This is a genomic window from Streptomyces sp. 3-6 (assembly GCF_056323165.1).
Genome location: NZ_JBWHZP010000001.1, coordinates 925,040 through 948,244, shown reverse-complemented (window position 1 = coordinate 948,244; position 23,205 = coordinate 925,040). Strand labels below are relative to the sequence as shown.

Annotated in this window: 19 protein-coding genes, 1 pseudogene and 1 riboswitch; of the genes and pseudogenes, 13 read left to right on the top strand and 7 right to left on the bottom strand. The window is 75.3% G+C overall.

The window, feature by feature from the left end:
• The first annotated feature begins 16 nt into the window (after positions 1-16).
• The 6 genes from AC02VZ_RS03935 to AC02VZ_RS03910 all read left to right on the top strand — a co-directional run bounded on the left by AC02VZ_RS03935 (position 17) and on the right by AC02VZ_RS03910 (position 7,370).
• On the top strand, positions 17-238 hold the full coding sequence (locus AC02VZ_RS03935) for a hypothetical protein (protein WP_432053916.1): 222 nt from the start codon (positions 17-19) through the stop codon (positions 236-238).
• Positions 239-444: 206 nt separating this feature from the next.
• Positions 445-517: riboswitch (cobalamin riboswitch) on the top strand.
• Between the two features lie 141 nt (positions 518-658).
• Positions 659-1,600 carry a cobalamin biosynthesis protein gene (locus AC02VZ_RS03930; protein ID WP_476474505.1) on the top strand — a complete coding sequence of 314 codons (942 nt, stop codon included), beginning with the start codon at positions 659-661 and terminating at the stop codon, positions 1,598-1,600.
• On the top strand, positions 1,597-3,114 hold the full coding sequence (locus AC02VZ_RS03925; RefSeq protein ID WP_432053918.1) for a cobyric acid synthase: 1,518 nt from the start codon (positions 1,597-1,599) through the stop codon (positions 3,112-3,114). The genes AC02VZ_RS03930 and AC02VZ_RS03925 overlap by 4 nt, the downstream gene beginning before the upstream one ends.
• A gap of 166 nt (positions 3,115-3,280) precedes the next feature.
• Positions 3,281-5,341: a putative cobaltochelatase gene (locus tag AC02VZ_RS03920; protein WP_476474504.1), complete on the top strand. Its 2,061-nt coding sequence runs from the start codon at positions 3,281-3,283 to the stop codon at positions 5,339-5,341.
• Positions 5,341-5,940: a cob(I)yrinic acid a,c-diamide adenosyltransferase gene (cobO, locus tag AC02VZ_RS03915; protein ID WP_432053920.1), complete on the top strand. Its 600-nt coding sequence runs from the start codon at positions 5,341-5,343 to the stop codon at positions 5,938-5,940. Before AC02VZ_RS03920 ends, cobO begins: the two co-directional genes overlap by 1 nt.
• Positions 5,934-7,370 (top strand): cobyrinate a,c-diamide synthase, encoded by a 1,437-nt coding sequence (locus tag AC02VZ_RS03910; RefSeq protein WP_476474503.1) that lies wholly within the window; start codon positions 5,934-5,936, stop codon positions 7,368-7,370. Before cobO ends, AC02VZ_RS03910 begins: the two co-directional genes overlap by 7 nt.
• 181 nt (positions 7,371-7,551) lie before the next feature.
• Here the strand turns inward: AC02VZ_RS03910 and AC02VZ_RS03905 are convergent, their stop codons facing one another.
• On the bottom strand, positions 7,552-8,280 hold the full coding sequence (locus AC02VZ_RS03905) for a ZIP family metal transporter (RefSeq protein WP_476474502.1): 729 nt from the start codon (positions 8,278-8,280) through the stop codon (positions 7,552-7,554).
• 93 nt (positions 8,281-8,373) lie between these two features.
• Between AC02VZ_RS03905 and cobC the strand changes: the two genes are divergently transcribed.
• Entirely contained in the window at positions 8,374-10,017 is a 1,644-nt protein-coding gene (gene cobC / locus AC02VZ_RS03900; protein WP_476474501.1) for an Rv2231c family pyridoxal phosphate-dependent protein CobC, read from the top strand.
• A gap of 452 nt (positions 10,018-10,469) precedes the next feature.
• On the opposite strand, the gene AC02VZ_RS03895 is transcribed toward cobC, so the two are convergent.
• Positions 10,470-11,450: an SCO1860 family LAETG-anchored protein gene (locus AC02VZ_RS03895; protein ID WP_432053924.1), complete on the bottom strand. Its 981-nt coding sequence runs from the start codon at positions 11,448-11,450 to the stop codon at positions 10,470-10,472.
• Positions 11,451-11,799: 349 nt separating this feature from the next.
• Complete coding sequence (locus tag AC02VZ_RS03890; protein WP_476474500.1) at positions 11,800-12,897, bottom strand: amidohydrolase family protein; 1,098 nt, start codon at positions 12,895-12,897, stop codon at positions 11,800-11,802.
• 149 nt (positions 12,898-13,046) lie between these two features.
• On the opposite strand from AC02VZ_RS03890, the gene AC02VZ_RS03885 reads away from it, so the two are divergent.
• The 5 genes from AC02VZ_RS03885 to thpD all read left to right on the top strand — a co-directional run bounded on the left by AC02VZ_RS03885 (position 13,047) and on the right by thpD (position 17,943).
• On the top strand, positions 13,047-14,165 hold the full coding sequence (locus tag AC02VZ_RS03885; RefSeq protein WP_432053926.1) for a pyridoxal-phosphate-dependent aminotransferase family protein: 1,119 nt from the start codon (positions 13,047-13,049) through the stop codon (positions 14,163-14,165).
• A gap of 427 nt (positions 14,166-14,592) precedes the next feature.
• The gene (gene ectA, locus AC02VZ_RS03880; RefSeq protein WP_432053927.1) at positions 14,593-15,099 is read left to right on the top strand and encodes a diaminobutyrate acetyltransferase; all 507 of its coding nucleotides are present in this window, start codon (positions 14,593-14,595) and stop codon (positions 15,097-15,099) included.
• 220 nt (positions 15,100-15,319) lie between these two features.
• Entirely contained in the window at positions 15,320-16,591 is a 1,272-nt protein-coding gene (gene ectB, locus AC02VZ_RS03875; protein ID WP_432053928.1) for a diaminobutyrate--2-oxoglutarate transaminase, read from the top strand.
• 37 nt (positions 16,592-16,628) lie between these two features.
• The gene (locus tag AC02VZ_RS03870) at positions 16,629-17,027 is read left to right on the top strand and encodes an ectoine synthase (RefSeq protein WP_432053929.1); all 399 of its coding nucleotides are present in this window, start codon (positions 16,629-16,631) and stop codon (positions 17,025-17,027) included.
• 7 nt (positions 17,028-17,034) lie between these two features.
• On the top strand, positions 17,035-17,943 hold the full coding sequence (gene thpD, locus AC02VZ_RS03865) for an ectoine hydroxylase (RefSeq protein ID WP_432053930.1): 909 nt from the start codon (positions 17,035-17,037) through the stop codon (positions 17,941-17,943).
• A 101-nt stretch (positions 17,944-18,044) separates the two neighbouring features.
• Here the strand turns inward: thpD and AC02VZ_RS03860 are convergent, their stop codons facing one another.
• The 4 genes and pseudogenes from AC02VZ_RS03860 to AC02VZ_RS03845 form a co-directional block, all read right to left on the bottom strand.
• Positions 18,045-19,097 (bottom strand): aminotransferase class V-fold PLP-dependent enzyme, encoded by a 1,053-nt coding sequence (locus tag AC02VZ_RS03860; protein ID WP_476474499.1) that lies wholly within the window; start codon positions 19,095-19,097, stop codon positions 18,045-18,047.
• A 286-nt stretch (positions 19,098-19,383) separates the two neighbouring features.
• Positions 19,384-20,106, bottom strand: coding sequence for a DsbA family oxidoreductase (locus AC02VZ_RS03855; RefSeq protein ID WP_476474498.1), 723 nt, complete (start codon positions 20,104-20,106; stop codon positions 19,384-19,386).
• A 180-nt stretch (positions 20,107-20,286) separates the two neighbouring features.
• A pseudogene (locus tag AC02VZ_RS03850) lies at positions 20,287-20,787 on the bottom strand (N-acetyltransferase family protein); the annotation flags it as partial.
• 67 nt (positions 20,788-20,854) lie between these two features.
• A complete protein-coding gene (locus AC02VZ_RS03845; protein ID WP_476474497.1) occupies positions 20,855-22,384 on the bottom strand; it encodes an aldehyde dehydrogenase (NADP(+)) in 1,530 nt (509 codons plus the stop codon).
• Positions 22,385-22,622: 238 nt separating this feature from the next.
• On the opposite strand from AC02VZ_RS03845, the gene AC02VZ_RS03840 reads away from it, so the two are divergent.
• Complete coding sequence (locus AC02VZ_RS03840) at positions 22,623-23,096, top strand: GNAT family N-acetyltransferase (protein WP_476474496.1); 474 nt, start codon at positions 22,623-22,625, stop codon at positions 23,094-23,096.
• Positions 23,097-23,205: the final 109 nt, after the last annotated feature.

Genomic DNA, 23,205 nt, shown 5'->3' with positions numbered 1-23,205 from the left:
AAGGAAGAAGAGCACCATGGACATCGACTGGGCAGCCCTCGGCTCCGTCTTCGGCGTCAGTCTCGTGGTCACCGTCGCCCTGGTGGGCCTGTTCACCCTCGGCATCGCGGGCCTGTCCCGCCGGGACCAGGCCGCCGAGCAGGGCCAGTCCGCCGCCCTGGCGGTCACCGGCGCCTACGCCTGCTTCGCCGCCTGTGCGGCGGCGGTCGGGTTCGGCATCTACCTGATCATGGCGTGACCAGCGCCTGATCACACCGTTCCGCCCGGCGGGCGGTCGCGGGGCCCCGACTCCGCGACCGCCCGCCGTCGTGTGCCGCCGTGTCCCCCGGCGCCGGCGGAGCGTCCCGCTGTGTGCCTCGGCACACTTCAGTCCCGCAGGTCAGCGGCAGGTTGACGGGTGTTCGGGGCCCGTGGTGGACTGCCGGGGCCAACACGGCGGCAGGAGAGGAAGCCGGTGCGACTCCGGCGCGGTCCCGCCACTGTCACCGGGGGTGCGGCCCCCGGGAGCCAGGAACTCTCGCCGCCGGTCTCGTCGAGCCAGGGCGCGGACACCCTGAGTGAGGACATATCGCCATGCGCGGCTGCCTGTCGAGGTCGACCCTCCCCTCCCCGCCCCGCTCCGGGGCCGCCCCCGCCGGAACCGTCACCGGCTGACCCCGTGCGTGCCGATCGCATCTTCGCGTACGGCGCCGCCGCCGGCCTCCTCGGCGACCTGCTGCTCGGCGATCCCCGCCGTGGGCACCCGGTCGCCGCGTTCGGCCGGGCCGCGGGCGCCGTGGAACGAGTGCTGTGGCGGGACCACCGGGGCGCGGGCGCCCTGCACACCGCCGTCTGCGTGGGCGGGGCCGTGGCGCTCGGCGGCATCGCGGCCCGCTGGGTGCGCCCCTCCCCCGCCGCCTCCGTCGCCCTGACCGCCGCCGCCACCTGGGCGGTCGTCGGCGGGACCTCGCTGGCCCGGGAGGCGCGCGCGATCGGGCGGGCGCTGGAGGCCGGGGACGTCGAGGCCGCCCGCGCGCGGCTGCCGCACCTGTGCGGACGGGACCCCGAGGCCCTGGACGCCGACGGCATCGCCCGCGCGGTGGTGGAGTCCGTCGCCGAGAACACCTCCGACGCCGTGGTGGGCGCCCTGGTGTGGGGCGCCGTGGCGGGGGTGCCCGGACTGCTCGGCTTCCGGGCCGTCAACACCCTGGACGCGATGGTCGGACACAGGTCCCCCCGTCACCTGCGGTTCGGCTGGGCGTCCGCCCGGCTCGACGATGTGGCGGGCTGGCCCGGCGCGCGGCTGACCGCCGTCCTCGCCGCGGTCGCCGGCCCCGACCCGCGCGGTGCCGTGCGGGCGTGGCGGGACGACGCCGGACGGCACCCGAGCCCCAACGCGGGCCCGGTGGAGGCGTCCTTCGCGGGCGCCCTCGGCGTCCGGCTCGGCGGGACGCTCTCCTACGGCGGACGGGTCGAGCACCGGCCCGTCCTCAACGGCGGCGGCCGGCCGGTGGTCGTTGAGGACATCGACCGGGCGGTGCGGCTGTCCCGGCGGGTGGGCGGGCTGGCGCTCGGCGTCGGCACCGTCGCACGGCTGCTGATGAGGGGACGCAGGTCATGAGGGCGCGCGGGGGCGGTCTGCTGGTCGCCGGGACCACGTCGGACGCGGGCAAGAGCGTGGTGACAGCGGGCATCTGCCGGTGGCTGGTCCGGCAGGGGGTGAAGGTGGCGCCGTTCAAGGCGCAGAACATGTCGCTGAACTCCTTCGTCACCCGCGAGGGGGCGGAGATCGGCCGGGCGCAGGCCATGCAGGCGCAGGCGTGCCGGATCGAGCCGACCGCGCTGATGAACCCCGTGCTGCTCAAGCCCGGCGGGGAGCAGAGCAGCCAGGTGGTGCTGCTCGGCAGACCGGTCGGCGAGCTGAGCGCCCGCGGCTACCACGCCGGGCGCCAGGAGCGGCTGCTCGGCACGGTGCTGGACTGCCTGGAGCAGTTGCGGAGCACGTACGACGCGGTGATCTGCGAGGGGGCCGGCAGCCCGGCCGAGATCAACCTGCGCCGCACCGACATCGTCAACATGGGCGTCGCGCGGGGCGCGCGGCTGCCGGTGCTGGTGGTCGGCGACATCGACCGGGGCGGGGTGTTCGCCTCCTTCTTCGGCACGCTGGCCCTGCTGTCCCGCGAGGACCAGGACCTGGTCGCCGGGTTCCTGGTGAACAAGTTCCGGGGCGACGTGTCGCTGCTGGAGCCCGGGCTGGACATGCTGCACGGCCTGACCGGCCGGCGGACGTACGGTGTGCTGCCGTTCCGGCACGGGCTCGGCATCGACGAGGAGGACGGCCTGCGGGTGTCGCTGCGCGGCACCGTGCGGGAGTCGGCGGTGACCCCGCCGGTCGGCGAGGACGTGCTGCGGGTCGCGGTGTGCGCGGTGCCGCTGATGTCGAACTTCACGGACGTCGACGCGCTGGCCGCCGAACCGGGCGTGGTGGTGCGGTTCGTGGACCGGCCGGAGGAACTGGCCGACGCCGACCTCGTCGTGGTGCCGGGCACGCGCGGCACGGTGCGGGCGCTGCGCTGGCTGCACGAGCGGGGTCTGGCCGGGGCACTGCGGCGGCGGGCCGCCGAGGGGCGCCCGGTGCTGGGCATCTGCGGCGGCTTCCAGATCCTCGGCGAGCGGATCGAGGACGACGTGGAGAGCCGCGCCGGGCGGGTCGACGCGCTCGGACTGCTGCCGGTGCGGGTGCGGTTCGCGCGGGAGAAGACCCTGGCCAGGCCGTCCGGCGAGGCTCTGGGCGAGCCGGTGGAGGGGTACGAGATCCACCACGGGGTCGCCGAGGTCACCGGCGGCACGCCCTTCCTCGACGGCTGCCGCTCCGGGCAGACCTGGGGCACGCACTGGCACGGTTCGCTGGAGTCCGACGGCTTCCGGCGGGCCTTCCTGCGCGAGGTGGCCGCCGCCGCGGGCCGCCGCTTCGTGCCGGCCCCCGGCACGTCGTTCGCCGCGCTGCGCGAGGAACAGCTCGACCGGCTCGGTGACCTGATCGAACAGCACGCGGACACGGACGCCCTGTGGCGGCTCGTCGAGTCGGGTCCACCGGCCGGGTCGCCCTTCGTCCCGCCCGGAGCACCCGCGTGAGCACGGCACCGGGCGGCGGGCCCCGGCACCCGTACCGGCATCGCCGCCCGCGCCCGTACACGCACACGCGACGGCACGAACGACGGCACGAGCGGCAACAGCGACAACTCCCGTACGAACACGGACCCGACGGCGTACGCGTCGGCGACTCGGAGGGCGAGGACACGTGAGCATTCCCTTTCCGTTCACCGCGGTGGTGGGGCAGGACGACCTGCGGCTGGCCCTGCTGCTGAACGCCGTCTCCCCGGCGGTCGGCGGTGTGCTGGTGCGCGGGGAGAAGGGCACCGCCAAGTCCACTGCGGTGCGCGCCCTGTCGGCGCTGCTGCCCCCCGTGGCGGTGGTACCGGGCTGCCGCTTCTCCTGCGACCCGGTGGCGCCCGCCCCCGACTGCCCGGACGGCCCCCACGAGACCGGCGGCGGCTCACAGCGGGCCGCGCGCATGGTGGAACTCCCCGTCGGCGCCTCCGAGGACCGGCTGGTGGGCGCCCTGGACATCGAGCGGGCGCTCGCGGAGGGCGTGAAGGCGTTCGAGCCGGGCCTGCTCGCCGACGCGCACCGCGGGATCCTGTACGTGGACGAGGTCAACCTGCTCCACGACCACCTGGTCGACCTGCTGCTGGACGCCGCCGCGATGGGCGCCTCGTACGTCGAGCGGGAGGGCGTCTCCGTGCGGCACGCGGCGCGGTTCCTGCTCGTCGGGACGATGAACCCCGAAGAGGGCGAGCTGCGGCCGCAGTTGCTGGACCGGTTCGGCCTGACGGTCGAGGTGGCCGCCTCCCGGGAACCCGACGAGCGGGTGGAGGTCGTCCGGCGGCGGCTGGCCCACGACGACGACCCGGCCGCCTTCGCCGCCCGCTGGGCCGAGGAGGAGACGGCCGTACGGGAACGGATCGTGGCGGCGCGGGAGTTGCTGCCGTCGGTGCGCCTCGGGGACGGGGCGCTGCGGCAGATCGCGGCGACCTGCGCGGCCTTCGAGGTGGACGGCATGCGGGCCGACATCGTGATGGCCCGTACGGCGACCGCGCTGGCGGCCTGGGCGGGGCGGACGGACGTGCTCGCCGAGGACGTGCGGCAGGCGGCCCTGCTGGCGCTGCCGCACCGGCGGCGGCGCAACCCGTTCGACGCGCCGGGGCTCGACGAGGACAAGCTCGACGAGACGCTGGAGGAGTTCGGCGACGACGAGCCCGATCCGGGACCGGACGGCCCGGACGGCCCGGACGGACCCGACGACGGGGGCGGCGGGGGCGGACGGCCGCCGGCCGGCGACGGCCCGCACGGCGGTGACGTCCCGGCGCCGGAGGGGGCCGGGGACGGCGAGGACGCGGCGGACCCCGCCGGGCCGCCGCCGGGCGGACCGGGGGCCGGTGAGCAGGCCCCGGCGAAGGCGTCGGAGCCGTTCCGCACGAAGGTGCTGAGCGTGCCGGGCATCGGTGAGGGCGCCGCTGGGCGGCGGTCGCGGGCGCGCACGGAGCACGGGCGCACGACCGGGGCGCGACGGCCCCGGGGCGCGCTGACGAAGCTGCACCTGGCGGCGACCGTGCAGGCCGCGGCCCCGCACCAGCGGGCGCGGGGCCGGTCCGGGCCGGGGCTGGTGGTGCGCCGGGACGACCTGCGGCAGGCGGCGCGCGAGGGCCGGGAGGGCAACCTCGTGCTGTTCGTGGTGGACGCCTCGGGGTCGATGGCGGCCCGGCAGCGGATGGGCGCGGTCAAGGGCGCCGTGCTGTCGCTGCTGCTGGACGCCTACCAGCGGCGGGACAAGGTGGGCCTGGTGACCTTCCGCGGCTCCGGGGCGGACGTGGCTTTGCCGCCGACCTCGTCGGTGGACGCGGCGGCGGCCCGGCTGGAGTCGCTGCCGACCGGCGGCCGCACGCCGCTGGCGGCCGGACTGCTCAAGGCGCACGACGTGCTGCGGGTGGAGCGGTTGCGCGACCCCGCGCGCCGGCCGCTGATGGTCGTGGTGACCGACGGGCGGGCGACCGGCGGACCCGAGCCGGTCGCGCTGGCCGGGCGGGCGGCGCGGCTGTTCGCGGCCGAGGGCGTGGCGTCGGTGGTCGTGGACTGCGAGACGGGACCGGTGCGGCTGGGCCTGGCGGGGCAGCTCGCCGGGGACCTCGGGGGCAGCGCCGTGACGCTGGACGACCTGCGGGCGGACGCGATCGCCGGGCTGGTCAGGGATGTGCGTGAGGTACGGGATGCCCGTGGGAACGGGACGAGGAGGGCAGCGTAGTGCCGCAGGGACAGCCGAGTGTCGTGCCGGACGACGGACTGACGACCCGTCAGCGTCGCAACCGGCCGCTGGTGATGGTGCACACCGGGGTCGGGAAGGGGAAGTCGACGGCCGCCTTCGGGCTCGCGCTGCGGGCCTGGAACCAGGGCTGGCCGGTCGGGGTGTTCCAGTTCGTCAAGTCGGCGAAGTGGAAGGTCGGCGAGGAGCGGGCGCTGCGGGTGCTGGGCGCCTCCGGTGAGGGCGGCAGCGTCGACTGGCACAAGATGGGCGAGGGCTGGTCCTGGGTGCAGCGGGACGCGCAGCTGGACAACGAGGAGAAGGCCCGGGAGGGCTGGGAGCAGGTCAAGCGGGACCTGGCGGCCGAGCGCTACCGGCTGTACGTGCTGGACGAGTTCGCGTACCCGCTGCACTGGGGCTGGGTCGACACCGACGAGGTGGTGGAGGTGCTGCGCGGGCGCCCGGGGACCCAGCACGTCGTGATCACCGGCCGGAACGCGCCCGGGCGGCTGCTGGACTTCGCCGACCTGGTCACCGACATGTCGAAGGTCAAGCACCCGATGGACGCCGGGCAGAAGGGGCAGAGGGGCATCGAGTGGTGAACCCGTCCCCGTCGGTGCCCCGGCTGGTCGTCGCCGCGCCCGCCTCCGGCAGCGGCAAGACGACCGTCGCCACCGGGCTGATGGCCGCGCTGGCGGGACGGGGGCTCGCCGTGTCCCCGCACAAGGTGGGGCCGGACTACATCGACCCCGGCTACCACGCGCTCGCCACCGGCCGGGCGGGCCGCAACCTGGACGCCTACCTGTGCGGACCGGAGCGGATCGCCCCGCTGTTCGCGCACGGGGCGCGCGGGTGCGACATCGCCGTGGTCGAGGGCGTGATGGGCCTGTACGACGGGGTGTCCGGGCAGGGCGAACTGGCGTCCACCGCGCACGTGGCGAAGCTGCTGCGGGCGCCGGTGGTGCTGGTCGTCGACGCCTCGTCGCAGTCCCGGTCGGTGGCGGCGCTGGTGCACGGCTTCGTGAGCTGGGACCCCGGGGTGCGGGTCGGCGGCGTCATCCTGAACAAGGTGGCCTCCGACCGGCACGAGACGCTGCTGCGGGACGCCCTGGAGGCGGTCGGCGTGCCGGTCCTGGGGGTGCTGCGGCGGGCCGCGCAGGTGGAGACCCCGTCGCGCCACCTGGGGCTGGTGCCGGTCGCCGAGCGGGGGGCCGCGGCCCTGGACGCGGTCGCCGCGATGGCGGCCCAGGTGGCGGCCGGGTGCGACCTGGAAGGGCTCCTGGCCCTCGCCCGGAGCGCGGGGGCGCTTCCCGACGTGCCTTGGGACCCCCGGCGGGCGCTGGACGCCACCGCCCCGGCCGCCGGGCCCGTCGCGTCCGGGGACGCGGGACCCGCCGGGCCCGGACGGGGGGACCGTCCGGTGCGCGTGGCCGTGGCCGGCGGCCGGGCGTTCACCTTCACCTACGCCGAGCACGCCGAACTGCTCACCGCGGCCGGGGCGGAGGTCGTCCCGTTCGATCCGCTGCGCGACGAGCGGCTGCCCGACGGGGTGGACGGCCTGGTGATCGGGGGCGGGTTCCCCGAGGTGCACGCGGCGGAGCTGTCGGCCAACGAGCAGCTGCGCAAGGCGGTGGCCGCACTGGCCCTCGGCGGCGCGCCGGTGGCGGCCGAGTGCGGGGGGCTGCTGTACCTGTGCCGGGAACTCGACGGCCTGCCGATGTGCGGGGTGCTGGACGCCTCCGCGCGGATGACGGGGCGGCTGACGCTCGGTTACCGCGACGCCGTGGCCCTGACCGACAGTGCGCTGGCCGCGGCGGGGACCCGGCTGCGGGGGCACGAGTTCCACCGCACGGTCGTGGAGCCGGGCGCCGGGCCCGCGCCCGCCTGGGGCATGCGGACGCCGGAGCGGCGCGTCGAGGGGTTCGTGCGGGACGGCGTGCACGCCAGCTACCTGCACACCCACTGGGCGGCGGAGCCCGGGGTCGCCCGGCGGTTCGTCGAGCGGTGCGGGGCGGCGGGAGCGGGGGCGTGAGCCGGGGCGTGGGCGGACGCGTGGCGAGCGGGCGCGCGCCGAGCCGGCCCGTGGTGGGCGGCGCGTCGTGAGCGGACGCGGGAGGACGCGGCCGGGCGGCCACGGGACGGGGGGCGACCACGGGACAGGGGCGGGACCGCGGGCCGGATCGTGCGCGCCCGGTGCCGGTGGGCGTCGGCGGTCAGTGGGCGGTGCCCGCCACCAGCCAGATGAACAGCACGCCCAGGACCGTGCAGAGCAGCGTCGAGCGGGCCGGGTGGGTGTGATGGGCCTCGGGCAGGATCTCGGCCGCCGCCAGGTACAGCAGCGCGCCGGCGAACAGCCCGAGGTAGCCGCCGAGGACGGGTCCGGGGAGCGTGAAGAACAGGGTGGAGGCGGCGCCCAGCACGGGTGCGGCGGCGTCCGCGACGAGCATGCCGAGCGCGCGGCGGCGGGCGTTGCCGTACACCCGGGTGAGCGTGTACGTGTTGAAGCCGTCCGCGAAGTCGTGCGCGATGACCGCCACCGCGACGGCGGCCCCCATGCCCCCGCCGACCTGGAAGGCGGCGCCGATCGCCACCCCGTCCATGGCGCTGTGCCCGACCATCGCGGCGGCCGCCGTGAGCCCCACCTGCGGGGTGCGTCCGTCGTGCTCCTCCGCGCCGTGGGCCGCCTGCCGGTGCGCGAGCAGCCGTTCCACCAGGTGGGCCAGGAGGAAGCCGGCCACGAACAGCAGCAGGCCGGCGGGCACCCCGTACACCTCCCTCCCGGCGGCCTCCAGGGCCTCCGGGAGCAGTTCCAGGCCGACGACGCCGAGCATCAGGCCGCCGGCCAGGCCCAGCACGAGGTGGCGGCGGTCGGTGACGCGGTCCGCCGTCCAGCCGCCGGCCAGCGTCATCAGGAACGCGCCGAGCGCGACGAGTACGGCCATGCGCCCTTCGTAGCGGATCGGATGTGCGGGGCGCACGCGTGACGGCCGTATGTCGCCCGGCGCCGTGACCGTGAGCAGGAGAGGACGACCCCCATGGCCGAGACCGGCACGGTGAGCGGGCCGCCCGCCGACGTCGTCGTGGGCGTGGGCGCGTCCACGGGTGTGGACGCCGAGGAGGTGCTCGCCCTGGTCGAGGAGTGCCTGCGGGAGGCGGGGCTGCCGGTGACGTGCGTCGCCGAACTCGCCACCGTCGACGCCAGGGCCGCCGAGCCCGGTGTGGTGGCGGCGGCACGGCGGCTTCGGGTGCCGCTGGTGGCCCACGCGGCCGGGGACCTGGCCCGGGTGGCGGTGCCCCACCCGTCGGCCGCCGTGCTGGCCGCGGCCGGCACCCCGTCGGTGGCGGAGGCCGCCGCGCTGCTGGGCGGGGGCGTGCTGCTGGTGCCCAAGCGGGTGTCGGCGCCGGCGGACGGGTGGCCCGCCCGGGCCACGTGCGCCGTCGCCCGACGACCGGCGGGACCGGCCGCGTCCCGGACCGGGGCGGGCACCCCGGTGACGGGCCGGGACGGCGCCCCCGGCACCATCACCGGCATGGACACGCACACACCGCCGCGCGCCGCCCCGCCGGCCACCCCGCCCGTCGCTCCGTCCGCCGCCGCGCCCGCCGCCGTGGCCGCGCACGACCTGCGGCACCACGGTGACGCCGAGGTCCGCGACGGCGGGGCCGCCCTGGTCGACCTGGCCGTGAACGTCCGCGCGGACACCCCTCCGGCGTGGCTGCGCGAGCGCGTCGCCGCCTCCCTGACCGGGCTCGCCGCCTACCCCGACGGGCGGGCGGCGCGGGCGGCGGTGGCCGCGCGGCACGGGCTGCCGGTGGAACGGGTGCTGCTGACGGCGGGGGCGGCGGAGGCGTTCGTCCTGCTGGCGCGGGCGCTGCGGACCCGTCGGCCGGTGGTGGTGCACCCGCAGTTCACGGAGCCGGAGGCGGCCCTGCGGGACGCCGGGCACACCGTGCGGCGGGTGCTGCTGCGGGAGACGGACGGTTTCCGCCTGGACCCGTCCGCCGTCCCCGAGGACGCGGACCTGGTGGTCGTCGGCAACCCGACCAACCCCACGTCGGTGCTGCACCCGGCCGGGGTCCTCGCCGGGCTCGCCCGTCCCGGCCGGACGCTGGTGGTGGACGAGGCGTTCATGGACGCCGTGCCGGGCGAACGGGAGGCGCTGGCCGGACGGACGGACGTGCCGGGACTGGTGGTCCTGCGCAGCCTCACCAAGACCTGGGGACTGGCCGGACTGCGGATCGGCTACGTGCTCGCCGCACCGGAGACGGTGGCGGCCCTGGAGAGGGCACAGCCGCTGTGGCCGGTGTCCACGCCCGCCCTGGTGGCGGCCGAGGCGTGCGTGGGCGCCGACGCCCTGGCGGAGGCGGAGCGCGCCGCCCTGCGGGTGGCGGCGGACCGGGCCCACCTGGTCGCGGGACTCGGGCGGTTGGCCCCCCACGGGGTGCGGGTGGTGCCGGGCGCCGAGGGCCCCTTCGTCCTGGTCCGGCTGCCGGACGCGACGGCGGTACGGGCACGGCTGCGGGACCGGGGCTACGCGGTGCGCCGCGGGGACACCTTCCCCGGGCTGGACGGGGAGTGGCTGCGGCTCGCGGTGCGGGACCGGGAGACGGTGGACGGCTTCCTGTCGGCCCTGGAGCGGTCGTTGACGGGAGCCGGCGGGGCGCCGGCGGGGCGCTGACGACCCCTCCGGCTGAGCCCGGGGCCGGACGGCCTGACGCCCGCGGGCGCGAGGCTCTCCCGTGGGGCCCTCCGCAGGCCCGAGCCCGGCGGAGTGGGGCCACGGGGAGGGCGCGGGGCAGCGGACGTCCGCCGCTCCCCCGCGCCCTCCCGTCCGACGCGGGGCAGCGGACCGGACCGCGTGCCCGGCACCCCCGAGCCGGTCGGCCGACGCCGGACGGGCCCGCCCCGGGGACGGGGGCGGGCCCGTGAACGGTGGCCGGACGACAGCCGGAAGCCGACCGGAACACAGCCGGGAGGGGACGACGGGCGACAGCCCGGCCGGGGACGGCCGGCGCGGCCAGGCCCCCCGGAGCGGCCAGGGCCCGCACGGCGGTGTCGGTGGATTCCGCCCGCGCCGCCCGGCCGTCCCGGTACCCCCGGACCCCCCCCAGTGCCCCGGGTGCCGGCGCGTCAGGTGCGGCGGCCCCGGCGGGAGAGCGCGACCGCCGCGCCGCCCGCCGCGAGGAGCGCGACCGCTCCGCCCGCGATGTACGGGGTGGTGGAGTCACCGCCGGTCTCGGCCAGGTTGGCCCCGTCCTTGCCCTCGTCGGAGGCGGCCTCCTTCGCGCGGGCCCCCTGCGGCCGCACCTCCTCGGCCTCCTGCTGGCCGGGGGCGGCCTTCTCCCCGGTGTCCGGCGCCGCCGCCTCCTGCTCCGCGGGGGCCCCGGCGGTCCCCGGGGCTGCGCACTTGGCCTCGGCGAGCGTGACCGTGCCGTCGACCTCGGCGACGTTGAGCTTCGCCGGGTTGACGGCCACCTGGAGCCGCAGCGCGGTGGCGGCGGCGGTGCGGGAGGTGGTCTCGGTCTTCGACAGCTCCAGCCGGACCTCTCCGACGCCCGGCACCCGGACCTCGGTGGTGCCGTCGGAGGTCAGCGTGACGCGCTTGCCCAGGACCGTCACCGAGCCGGGCAGGGTCGCCGAGGCGAGCGGGGTCTTCCCGGCCTCGCAGACCGCCTTGGAGGTGACCTTCTCCAGTTCGATCAGCGACAGCAGGGGCAGACCGGGCACGTGGACGCGGGCCTTGGCGAGCGTGGTGGACGCCTCCGCCCGCGCCCCCTCCACCGTCGCCTGCGCGTCGGCCACTTCGGCGCGCAGCACGCTGAAGGGCTTGCCGCGGTCGACTCCGTCCAGGGTGGCGGTCAGGGCCGTCTTCCGCGCGCTCTCCGGCGCCTCGACGGCGTTCAGGGAGACGGCGAGCGGAGCCTGCACGCTCTTGTTGAGCAGGGCCACGTCGAGCCCGGTGCGCAGCACGGCGGCGCTCGCGGAGCCCTCGTCACCGGTGGCGTGCGCGGAGCCCGCTCCGGCCAGCGCCGCGGGACCTGCGGCGAGGACGGTGGCCGCGGCCACGACGGCCCAACGGCGTGCGGGCATACGGAAATTGATGCTGTTCAAGGTGGTGGGACCCCCATGAGACTCGGGTGGGACCCCGAAAGAATCTCCACACCGGCCCCGGGCCGTCAGCAAACCTCGGACACTTCACCCCTTCGGGGATGTTTAGCGGATTCATTCGATTACGGGAGTACGACTGTTCCCCGGCCGGGCCCCGCATACGCCCGTGCGGGCGAGCGCGAGGTGGTGAACGGTGGTGCGTCGCCGGGGCGGAACGGAGCAGGACGGAACAGGACAGGCAGAGGGCCGAGCAGGACGGAGCAGCAGCACGGAAGCCCCGGCGACCTCGGGGACAGAGGCCCCGGCGCCCTCGGGGGACGGAGCCCCGGACGGGTGACCGGTTCCGCCCCCGCTAGGCGACCACGTTCCCGTTGAGCACCACCCGGAGCGGGTCCGTGAGGGTGCGGACGTCCTGGCGCGGGTCGGAGGCGTAGACGACCAGGTCCGCCGGGGCGCCCTCGTCGAGGCCGGGGCGTCCGAGCCAGTCACGGGCGGCCCAGGTGCCGGCCGCCACGGCGTCGGCGGGCGGGATGCCCGCGCGGACCAGCTCGCCGACCTCCTCCGCGGCCAGGCCGTGCGGGAGGGTGCCGCCCGCGTCCGTGCCGACGAAGACCGGGATGCCGGCGTCGTAGGCCGAGCGCACGGTCTCGTAGCGGCGCTCGTGGAGCCGGCGCATGTGGGCCGACCAGCGGGGGAACTTGGACTCGCCGCCGTCCGCGAGGTCGGGGAAGGTGGCGATGTTGACCAGGGTGGGGACGATCGCCACGCCCCGTTCGGCGAACAGCGGGATGGTCTCGTCGGTCAGGCCCGTGGCGTGCTCGACGCAGTCGATGCCCGCCTCGACGAGGTCCCGCAGGGAGTCCTCGGCGAAGCAGTGGGCGGTGACCCGGGCGCCCAGGCGGTGCGCCTCGGCGATGGCGGCCTCGACGGCGCCGCGGGGCCAGCAGGCCGACAGGTCGCCCAGGTCGCGGTCGATCCAGTCGCCGACCAGCTTCACCCAGCCGTCCCCGCGCCGGGCCTCCTGGGCGACGTACGCCACCAGGTCCTCGGGCTCGACCTCCCAGGCGTAGCCGCGGATGTAGCGGCGGGTGCGGGCGATGTGCCGGCCGGCGCGGATGATCTTCGGGAGGTCGTCGCGGTCGTCGGCCCAGCGGGTGTCGGAGGGCGAACCGGCGTCGCGCAGCAGCAGGGCGCCGGCGTCGCGGTCGGTGAGCGCCTGCTTCTCGGCGACCTCGTCGGGGACGGCGCCGTGCCGGTCGAGGCCGACGTGGCAGTGCGCGTCGACGAGTCCGGGCAGCGCCCACCCCTCGACGGTGCGGACGTCGCGGGCGCCGGCGGGACGGTCGTAGGTGATGCGCCCGTCGACCACCCACAGCTCGTCGTGGACCCGGTCCTCGTCCGGTCCGGCGAGGATCCGCCCCTTCACGTGCAGCACCGCGCGTTCGCTCATGCCCCGCACCCTAATCAGGGCCGCCGGGCGCGAGAAACCCCCGGCGGGGCGGGCCGTGGACTGCGGTTACAGTCGAGGACACCCGTCGTGCGCCGTACCGCGTCCCCGTGCCGTCGGCGTGCCGTCCGCGAAGTGAAGAGAGCATCCCCGTGACCCATCCCCTCCTCGGCCTGGCCCCGCTGAGCGCCGCGCGTTTCGCCTCGATCGAGGAGCGGGTGGCGCGGCTGCTGGGCACCCGGCAGGACGTCGTGATCATGCAGGGCGAGGCGCTGCTGCCGCTGGAGGCCGCGATCCGCGGGACCGCGGGGCCCTCGACGACCGCCCTGAACGTCATCACCGGGCCCTACGGGCAGACCTTCGGCGACTGGCTGCGGGACTGCGGTGCCACGGTGATCGACCTGTCGGTGCCCTTCCACACGGCGGTGACGGCCGGGCAGATCCGCGAGGCCCTGGCGCGGAACCCGGAGATCGACTTCGTGTCCCTGGTGCACGCCGAGGCGGCGACCGGGAACACCAACCCGGTCGCGGAGATCGGCCCGGTGGTCCGGGAGCACGGCGCGCTGTTCTACCTGGACGCGGTGGCGTCGGTGGGGGCGGAGCCGCTGCTGGTGGACGCGTGGGGCGTGGACCTGTGCGTGATCGGCGCGCAGAAGGCGATGGGCGGCCCGGCCGGGGTGTCGGCGGTGTCGGTGAGCGAGCGGGCCTGGGCGCGGATGGCGGCCCACCCGGGTGCGCCGCGCCGCTCCTACCTGTCGCTGCTGGACTGGAAGGAACGCTGGATCGACGCCGGCCGCCGGGCGCTGCCGCACGCCCCCGCGCAGTTGGAGATGCTGGCGCTGGAGGCGTGCCTGGCGGAGATCGAGGCGGCCGGGCTCGACGCGGTGACGGCCCGGCACGCGGCGGTGGCCGCGGCCACCCGAGCGGGGGCGCTCGCGCTGGGCGGCGGTCTGGAGCCGTACGTGCGCGACGCGGCCGAGGCGGCTCCCGTGGCGACGACCCTGCGGGCGCCGTCCGGCACGGTGGCCTCGGAGCTGGTGGCCCGTGCGCTGGCCGCCGACCCGGCGGTGCCGTTGAGCGCGGGCGGCGGTGCGTCGGCCGGGGAGATGATCCGCGTCAACCACTACGGCCCGGACGCGACGCCGGGCGTGGTCCGTGCCGCGCTGACGGCGCTGGCCACCGCGCTCACGGAGCGGGGGGTCCCGGTGCGCCTGGGCGAGGCGCTGCGGGCGGCCGAGGAGGCGGGCCGGTCCGGGCCCGCGAAGGCATGAGCGGGGGCGGGTGGCGGGCCGGTTCCGCCGGCCGCCGTCCTTCCGGAGCGTGTCCGCGCGGTGACCGGAACGTGAATCGGAGGGATAATAGGAAATGCTGAACACGTAATCTCCAGCATATTCTCCCGCTTATATCGCGATTACATTCCAGAGCAGCTTCCCATCTTCTTCTGCCCGCTTTTCCCGGGCCTAAACGCAACGATTCCAAGAACGGAAAACGACGTAATCCGGACACCGGTCACGGGAGTTACATACTTGTGACCGGCTTCACAGGATGCCCGATGTGCGGCTTATTTCCGGGCGAAACCAGGGCAGAACGGGCGCCGCTCGCGCGTCCCCACGTGCCCGCGTGATAACACAGATCAAGCCCGTACGTAACCCCATCGGGCGATGCAATTTTGAATTTCCCTCGGTAAATTCAATTCGCATGACTGCCGCACAAGCAGACCTGCAAATCGACCGCCCGACCGTGGCGGACGGAGCCGTGCTGTGGCGGATAGCCAGGGACTCGAAGGTCCTCGACCTGAACTCGTCGTACAGCTATCTGCTGTGGTGCCGGGACTTCGCCGCCACCTCGGCCGTGGCGCGCGACGGTGACGGCGAGCCGATCGGCTTCATCACCGGATACGTCCGCCCGGACAGCCCGCACACCCTGCTCGTCTGGCAGGTGGCGGTCGACCGGGCGCACCGCGGCCGCGGCCTGGCCGCGGCCCTGCTCGACGGCCTGGCCTCCCGGGTCGTGGCCGAGCGCGGGGTGACGACCGTGGAGACCACCATCACGCCGGGCAACACCGCCTCCGAGCGCCTGTTCACCGCGTTCGCCGAGCGTCACGGCGCTCCGCTGGAGCGCGAGGTGCTGTTCGAGGCCGGACAGTTCCCCGACGGACCGCACGACCCCGAGGTGCTGTACCGCATCGGACCTCTCGCGGACTGACCGGCCGACCGGTCCGGCCGGCCCACCGCCGCGCCGGCCGGTCCGGCCGCGCACGATCCGAACCGACCGAAACCCACCGGACCGGTCCCTCCGACCTGTCGATCCGGCGCCGCCCAGTCGGCCCGGTCGACGCGGCGGGCCGCCCCGGCCCCACGGGCCGAGCGGCCGGCCGACCGCCCGACTCCCTCTGACCTCCCACGCCACCGAGGAGCGATTCGTCGTGACCATCACCCAGCCCGACCTGAGCGTCTTCGAGACCCTTGAGTCCGAGGTGCGCAGCTACTGCCGCGGCTGGCCCACCGTCTTCGACCGTGCGCACGGCAGCCGCATGTACGACGAGGACGGCCACGAGTACCTCGACTTCTTCGCCGGAGCCGGCTCACTCAACTACGGCCACAACAACGCCGTCCTGAAACGCGCCCTGATCGACTACCTGGAGCGGGACGGCGTCACGCACGGCCTGGACATGTCGACCACGGCCAAGCGGGCCTTCCTGGAGTCCTTCCAGAACTGGATCCTGCGCCCCCGCGACCTGCCCTACAAGGTCATGTTCCCGGGCCCCACGGGCACCAACGCCGTGGAGTCCGCGCTGAAGCTGGCCCGGAAGGTCAAGGGCCGCGAGGCGATCGTGTCCTTCACCAACGCCTTCCACGGCATGTCGCTGGGCTCGCTCGCCGTGACCGGCAACGCCTTCAAGCGGGCCGGCGCGGGCATCCCGCTGGTGCACGGCACCCCCATGCCGTTCGACAACTACTTCGACGGCCGGGTCCCGGACTTCCTGTGGTTCGAGCGCCTCCTGGAGGACCAGGGCTCCGGCCTCAACAAGCCCGCCGCGGTGATCGTCGAGACCGTGCAGGGCGAGGGCGGCATCAACGTCGCCCGGCCCGAGTGGCTGCGTGCCCTGGCCGAGCTGTGCGAGCGCCAGGACATGCTGCTGATCGTCGACGACATCCAGATGGGCTGCGGCCGCACCGGTGCCTTCTTCTCCTTCGAGGAGGCGGGCATCACGCCGGACATCGTCACCGTGTCCAAGTCGATCAGCGGCTACGGCCTGCCCATGGCGCTGACCCTGTTCAAGCCCGAGCTGGACGTCTGGGAGCCGGGCGAGCACAACGGCACCTTCCGCGGCAACAACCCCGCCTTCGTGACGGCCACCGCGGCCCTGGAGGCGTACTGGGCCGACGGGTCCGCGATGGAGAAGCAGACCCGTTCGCGCGGCGAGCAGGTCGAGCAGGCGCTGATCTCCATCACCGAGGAGAACCTCGCCGACGTCAAGGAGTACCGCGGCCGCGGGCTGGTCTGGGGCCTGGAGTTCCACGACAAGGAGCGCGCCGGGAAGGTCGCCCAGCGGGCGTTCGAGCTCGGGCTGCTGGTCGAGACGTCCGGCCCGGAGAGCGAGGTGGCCAAGCTGCTGCCGGCCCTGACCATCACCCCGGACGAGCTGGACGAGGGTCTGACGACGCTCGCCCGCGCCGTCCGCGAAACCGCCTGACCCCCGCACACCACAGCCTAGGAGGCATCGCAGAACCGTGATCGTCCGTTCGTTCAAGGAGATCGAAGGCACCGACCGGCACGTGAAATCGGCGTCGGGCACGTGGGAGAGCAAGCGCATCGTCCTCGCCAAGGAGAAGGTCGGCTTCTCCCTGCACGAGACGATCCTGTACGCGGGTACGGAGACCGACATGTGGTACGCGAACCACATCGAGGCCGTCGTCTGCACCCGGGGCGAAGCCGAGCTGACCGACCGGGAGACCGGGAAGACGTACACCATCACGCCCGGCACCATGTACCTCCTGGACGGCCATGAGCGGCACACGCTCAAGGTCAAGGAGGACTTCCACTGCATCTGTGTCTTCAACCCGCCCGTCACCGGACGGGAGGACCACGACGAGAACGGCGTCTATCCGCTGCTCACCGAGGAGGTGTGAGGTTCACATGACCACCGCGACCACTCCCGACACCAAGGTCCCCGACCTCTACCCGACGCGCGGGGCCACCGAGGTGCTCACCCCGCGCCAGGACCCGGTCGTCTGGGGCGCCCCCGACGCGCCCGGGCCGCTCGCCCCGGCCGAGCTGGGGTCGTTCGAGCGGGACGGCTTCCTCGCCATCGACGAACTGATCGGTGCCGACGAGGTGGCCGTCTACCGTGACGAGCTGAACCGGCTGGTGACCGACCCGGACATCCGGGCCGACGAGCGGTCGATCGTGGAGCCGAAGTCCAAGGAGATCCGCTCGGTCTTCGAGGTCCACAAGATCAGCGAGGTGTTCGCGCGCCTGGTGCGCGACGAGCGCGTCGTCGGCCGGGCCCGCCAGATCCTCGGCTCGGACGTCTACGTCCACCAGTCCCGGATCAACGTCAAGCCGGGCTTCGGGGCCAGTGGCTTCTACTGGCACTCGGACTTCGAGACCTGGCACGCCGAGGACGGTCTGCCCCGGATGCGGACGGTGTCCGTGTCCATCGCGCTGACCGAGAACTTCGACACCAACGGCGGCCTGATGATCATGCCGGGGTCGCACAGGACGTTCCTCGGCTGCGCCGGCGAGACCCCGAAGGACAACTACAAGAAGTCGCTGCAGATGCAGGACGCGGGCACCCCGTCGGACGAGGCGCTCACGGCGATGGCGTCGGAGCACGGCATCAAGCTGTTCACCGGCAAGGCCGGCTCGGCGACCTGGTTCGACTGCAACGCCATGCACGGCTCGGGGGACAACATCACGCCGTTCCCGCGCAGCAACGTGTTCATCGTGTTCAACAGCGTCGAGAACACGGCGGTGGAGCCCTTCGCGGCTCCCGTGCGGCGTCCCGAGTTCATCGGGGCGCGTGACTTCACCCCGGTGAAGTAGGCGGCACGCCGGTCCGCGACGCGGCCGGCACCCGGGATCGCGGGCCGGGCCTCCTGGTGTGGGACCGGGAGGCACCGGCCCGCTGCCGTGCGGTCGGCCGGTCAGCCGGTCAGCGCGTCCAGCAGCCGGTCCACGTCGGCGGCCGTGTTGTAGAGGTGGAACGACGCCCGCAGGTGGCCGGCGCGGTCCGACACCTGGATGCCCGACTTCGCCAACTCGGCCTGCCGGTGGCCGAGTCCGGGCACCGACACGATCGGCGAGCCGGGCGCGGGCACCGGCGGGTGCCCGGCCTCGGCGAGTCCCGCGCGGAACCGCTCGGCCAGGGCCAGGTCGTGGGCGCGCACGGTGTCCACGTCCAGTGCCGCGAGGAGTTCGAGGGAGGGGCGCAGCCCGGCGAACGTGAACAGGGCGGGGCTCGCGTCGAACCGCCGCGCGGAGCGGGCCGGTTCGGTGACCGGGCCGTAGCAGCTCTCCCAGGGCACCTCCGCCCCCACCCAGCTCGTCTGCACCGGGCGCAGGTCGCCGAAGTCCTCCGGCACCACGAGGAACGCGGCGCCGTGCGGGCCCAGCAGCCACTTGTAGGTGATCGAGACGCTGTAGTCGTACGCACCGGCGTCCATGTCGAGCCAGCCGGCGCCCTGGGAGAAGTCGACGTAGGTGCGCGCCCCGTGGGTGCGGGCCGCCTCGCGCAGCGCGGGCAGGTCGGCGATCCGGCCGTCGGCGGACTGCACGGCGCTGACCGCGACCAGGGCGGTGTCCGGCCGGACCGAGTCGGCGAGCCGTTCCAGGGGCACGGCGCGCACCTTGAGGTCGCCGCGGACGTGGAAGGCGTTGACGACGGACGCGAAGTCGTCCTCGGCGGTCAGCACGTCGGCGCCCGGCGGCAGCGAGGCCGCGACCAGCGCGGTGTACAGGGCGGCCGTGCAGCCCGTGGCGACCCGCTCGACGGGGACGCCGGCCAGCACGGCGTAGGCCGACCGGGACGCCTCGACGTCCTCGTACAGCGAGGTGAGGGACCGGCCCCCGGCCCGCATCCGGGCGGCCTCGGCGAGCGCGGCCACGGTGCGGGCCGGCAGGAGGGCGTTGCTCGCGGTGTTGAGGTAGGTGTGCTCCGGGGTGAACTCGGCGCGGACGAGGCTCTCGAAGGTCTCCATCCGTCCACTGTGCGGCGTCCGGACCTCCCCGTCCATCGCCGGTTTCCGCACGGTACCGCCAAGGGCGCCTTATGCGTGCGCCCTGACCTGCGCGGTCCGGCACCCACGGCGGGTGCGGGTGCCGGACGCTGCGTGGGAGCCCGGCCGGGGAGGGTGCCGGACGCTGCGGGCGTGCGCGGCCGGGGAGGAGGGCGCGCCGGACGGTCCGGGCGTGCCCGGCCGGGGAAGGGTGGCCGGACCGTGCGGGCCTACCCGGCCGGGGAGCGGTGGCCGGACGGGGCCCGGTTCAGCGCTGCGGGACCTCGCACCCGTCCGGGCCGCAGACGGCGCCGTCCGCGTCGTCCTGGCCGGCGACGCTCCGCAGGGGGCTGCGGTCGCCCCAGGCCTGGGTCAGCGCGCGGGTGAAGACCTCGACCGGCTGGGCCCCGGAGACGCCGACGGCGCGGTCCAGGACGAAGAACGGCACCCCGCGGGCGCCGAGCTGCGCGGCCTCCCGCTCGTCCTCACGGACCTCGGCCGCGTAGGCCTCCGGGTCGGCGAGGACCCGGCGGGCGCCGTCCGCGTCGAGCCCGGCGGCGACGGCGAGTTCGACGAGGCGCTCGTCATCGTCGAAGACGGACCGCTCCTCGGCGAAGTTGGCCCGGTACAGCACGTCGAGCAGTTCGGACTGGCGGCCCCGGGCGCGGGCGTGGTGCAGCAGGCGGTGCATGTCGAAGGTGCCGCCGTGGTCGCGGCCGCGGGTGCGGTAGGGCAGGCCCTCGGCGGCGGCCTGGACCGCCAGGTTGTCCTCGCCGGCCTGCGCCTGTGCCTCGCTCATGCCGTACTTGCGGGTGAGCAGGGTCAGCACCGGCTCGATGTCGTCCTTGGCGCGGCCCGGGTCCAGTTCGAAGGAACGGTGCACGACCTCGACGTGGTCCCGGTGCGGGAAGGCGGCCAGCGCCTTCTCGAAGCGGGCCTTGCCGACGTAGCACCAGGGGCAGGCGATATCGGACCAGATCTCGACACGCATCGGGCAGACACTCTCCACGTCGCACGGGGGACGGAGACTCCCTCCGCCTGACCGCGTGAACGTTCAACCAGTCGGGTTCATTCCCGGCCCCGCCGGGCCGCCGTCCGCTCCCGCCGCGCCGCCGTCCGGGCCGTTCGGGCCGTTCGGGCCGCCCGCGCCGCCGCCGTCCCGGCCCGGTGCCGGCAGGGAGAGGCACAGGTGGAGGTGGTGGTCGTCGGCGGCGGACGGGTGACCGGGGTCGGGGGTCCAGCCGTGGCGGGCGTAGAAGCGGCGGGCGCGGTGGTTGTCGGCGTACACGTCCAGCACGGCGGTCCGGCGGCCGTCGGCGTGCCACTGTTCCGCGCAGGCACGGTGCAGGGCGGTGCCGATGCCGCTGCCCCAACGGTCCGGCTCGACGTGGAACTGGAACAGCTTCACCGTGTCCGCGGGGCCGCCCTCCGGGACGCGGAAGGAGGCGATCCCCACCAGGTGCCCGTCCCGCACCGCGCACAGCACGGTTCCGTCCGGCCGGCCGATCGCCTCCCGCCAGCGGGCCGGCCAGTCGGTGCCGTCCTGCGGGAGGCCGTCGGGGTAGTACGTCGACCGGGCGCGGTGGTGCAGCGCGGCCACGTCGCCGGCCTCGGCGGGCAGAGCCGTTCTGACGAGGAGCGGGAGTGCGGCGGTCCGGCGCGGTTCGATCATGAAGGGGAGGACGCTCCGGGGCACGGGGTGGTTGCCCCGGGACGGTCGCCCGGGGCCGGACCGGAGGTCAGCGTTCCAGCGTCCCGTTGAAGCGGCGGGGCAGCCCGAGCGGGTTGTCGTCGCGCAGTTCCGGCGGCAGCAGGGCCTCGGGGGTGTTCTGGTACACCACCGGCCTGAGCCAGCGCTCGATGGCGGTGCCGCCGACGGACGTGGAGGTGGACGTGGTCGCCGGGTAGGGGCCGCCGTGGTGCTGGGCGGGGGCGACCGCGACTCCGGTGGGCCAGCCGTTGACCAGCACCCTTCCGGCCAGCGGGGTCAGTTCCGCCAGCAGTTCGGCGCCGCGCCCCTCGCCGCGGGCCTCCTCCTCGGACAGCTGGACGGTCGCGGTGAGGTTGCCGGGCAGCCGGCCGAGCACGGACCGCACCTCGGTCTCGTCCTCGTACCGGGCGACCACGGTGACCGGGCCGAAGCACTCCTCCAGGAGCAGGTCGTGCGGGCCGTCGGCGGCGAGCCGGCCCGCCGGGACGGTGAGGAAGCCCGCGCTGACGGTGTGCTCGCCGCCGGCGCCCGGGGTCACCGGGGTCTGCACGTCGGGCAGTTGGGCCCGCTCGGTGACGCCGGCGAGGAAGGCGTCCCGCATGCGGTGGTCGAGCAGGACGCCGGCCTCGGTGGCGCTGACGGCGTCGGTCAGGGACTTCACGAGCCGGTCGCCCGCCCCGCTCGCCGGCACCAGCACGAGGCCGGGCTTGACGCAGAACTGGCCGACGCCCAGGGTCATGGACCCGGCGAGACCCGCGCCGATGGCCTCGGCCCGCTCGGCGGCGGCGGCCTCGGTGACGACGACCGGGTTGAGGGAGCCGAGTTCGCCGTGGAAGGGGATCGGCACGGGGCGGGCGGCCGCCGCGTCGAAGAGGGCGCGTCCGCCGCGGACCGACCCGGTGAAGCCCGCCGCCGTGACCAGCGGGTGCCGGACCAGCTCGACGCCGGCGTCGAAGCCGTGCACCAGTCCGACGACGCCCGCGGGGACGCCGTGCCGGGCGGCGGCCCGGCGCAGCACCGCGGCGACCAGTTCGGACAGCGCCGGGTGGTCGGGGTGGGCCTTGACGACGACGGGGCAGCCCGCCGCGAGGGCGCTCGCCGTGTCGCCGCCCGGGACGGAGAAGGCGAAGGGGAAGTTGGAGGCGGAGTAGACGGCGACGACGCCCAGCGGCACCTTGTAGCGGCGCAGGTCGGGGACGGGCGGCGTGGCGGTGTCGTCGGGGTGGTCGACGACCACGTCGAGGAAGGCGCCCTCGTCGACGATGCCAGCGAAGGCCCGCAACTGGTAGCAGGTACGGGCGAGTTCACCGGCGAGACGGACGGGGCCGAGTGCCGTCTCGGCGTCCGCGGTCTCCACCAGCGCGTCCCGGGCCGCCTCCAGCTCCTCGGCGGCGGCGCGCAGGAAGGCCGCGCGGACGGTGCGGTCGGTCAGCGCGCCGCGTGCCGCATGCGCGGCGCGGACGGTGGCGTCCACTTCCTGGGGCGTCGCCTCCACCGCAACCTGCTCCCGCTGCTTACCGGTTCGGGGGTCGACACTCCACACTGGTGCTGCTGCCACCGCGGATCCCTCCACTCGACTGCCGCTCGCACTGCCGCAGTAGGTACGACGTCATCGGGTCAGTGTTGTTCGATATACTGAACGCCGTTCAGAATGATGAACTGTTGTCGGAGACTATAACTTCAGCCTCCCCGCGGCGAAGGGGTCGAGGCCCCGGCCGCCGTCGGGCTGCGCCGCCCCCGGGCGGCCGTCCCGTACCGCACACCCGCACCCTGGCCTCCCGGAGGTTCCGCACACCATGGACGTGTCCCTGCGCCCGGTCCACGACAGCGACCTGCCGGTCTTCTTCCGGCAGTCGAACGACCCGGAGGCGCTGCACCGGGCGGCCTTCACCCCCGAGAACCCGGCCGACCGGGACGCGTTCGAGGCGCACTGGGCGCGCATCCGCGCCTCCGAACAGGTCGTCGTGCGCACCGTGCTGGGCGACGGTGACGTGCTGGGCAGCGCCTCGGTGTACGGCGAGCCGGGCGAGCGCGAGGTGACGTACTGGATCGACCGCGCGTACTGGGGCAAGGGCGTCGCCACCGCCGCGTTGCGCGCCCTGCTCGCCGAGGTGGACGAACGCCCGCTGTTCGCACGCGTGGCCGCGGACAACGCGGCCTCGCTGCGGGTGCTGGAGAAGTGCGGCTTCGAGGTGTCCGCCCGGGCCACCGGCTACGCGCCGGCGCGCGGAGCGGAGATCGAGGAACTGGTCCTCACTCTCGGCCCGTGAGGTCCCCCCGCCCTCCGGCCGGGGGCAGTAGGGGTCCGCGAGTGAACCTTCGCGGCCTCGGCGCCGTCTGTAGGGACGGACGGGCCGCCCCCCTCCCCCCGGGGGGCGG

Bases quoted from the DNA above. Each gene is read 5' to 3' on its own strand.
- AC02VZ_RS03935 (WP_432053916.1), top strand. From the start codon at position 17: ATGGACATCGACTGGGCAGCCCTCGGCTCCGTCTTCGGCGTCAGTCTC.
- AC02VZ_RS03925 (WP_432053918.1), top strand. From the start codon at position 1,597: ATGAGGGCGCGCGGGGGCGGTCTGCTGGTCGCCGGGACCACGTCGGAC.
- AC02VZ_RS03905 (WP_476474502.1), bottom strand. From the start codon at position 8,280: ATGGCCGTACTCGTCGCGCTCGGCGCGTTCCTGATGACGCTGGCCGGC.
- cobC (WP_476474501.1), top strand. From the start codon at position 8,374: ATGGCCGAGACCGGCACGGTGAGCGGGCCGCCCGCCGACGTCGTCGTG.
- AC02VZ_RS03890 (WP_476474500.1), bottom strand. From the start codon at position 12,897: ATGAGCGAACGCGCGGTGCTGCACGTGAAGGGGCGGATCCTCGCCGGA.
- ectA (WP_432053927.1), top strand. From the start codon at position 14,593: ATGACTGCCGCACAAGCAGACCTGCAAATCGACCGCCCGACCGTGGCG.
- thpD (WP_432053930.1), top strand. From the start codon at position 17,035: ATGACCACCGCGACCACTCCCGACACCAAGGTCCCCGACCTCTACCCG.
- AC02VZ_RS03860 (WP_476474499.1), bottom strand. From the start codon at position 19,097: ATGGAGACCTTCGAGAGCCTCGTCCGCGCCGAGTTCACCCCGGAGCAC.
- AC02VZ_RS03855 (WP_476474498.1), bottom strand. From the start codon at position 20,106: ATGCGTGTCGAGATCTGGTCCGATATCGCCTGCCCCTGGTGCTACGTC.
- AC02VZ_RS03840 (WP_476474496.1), top strand. From the start codon at position 22,623: ATGGACGTGTCCCTGCGCCCGGTCCACGACAGCGACCTGCCGGTCTTC.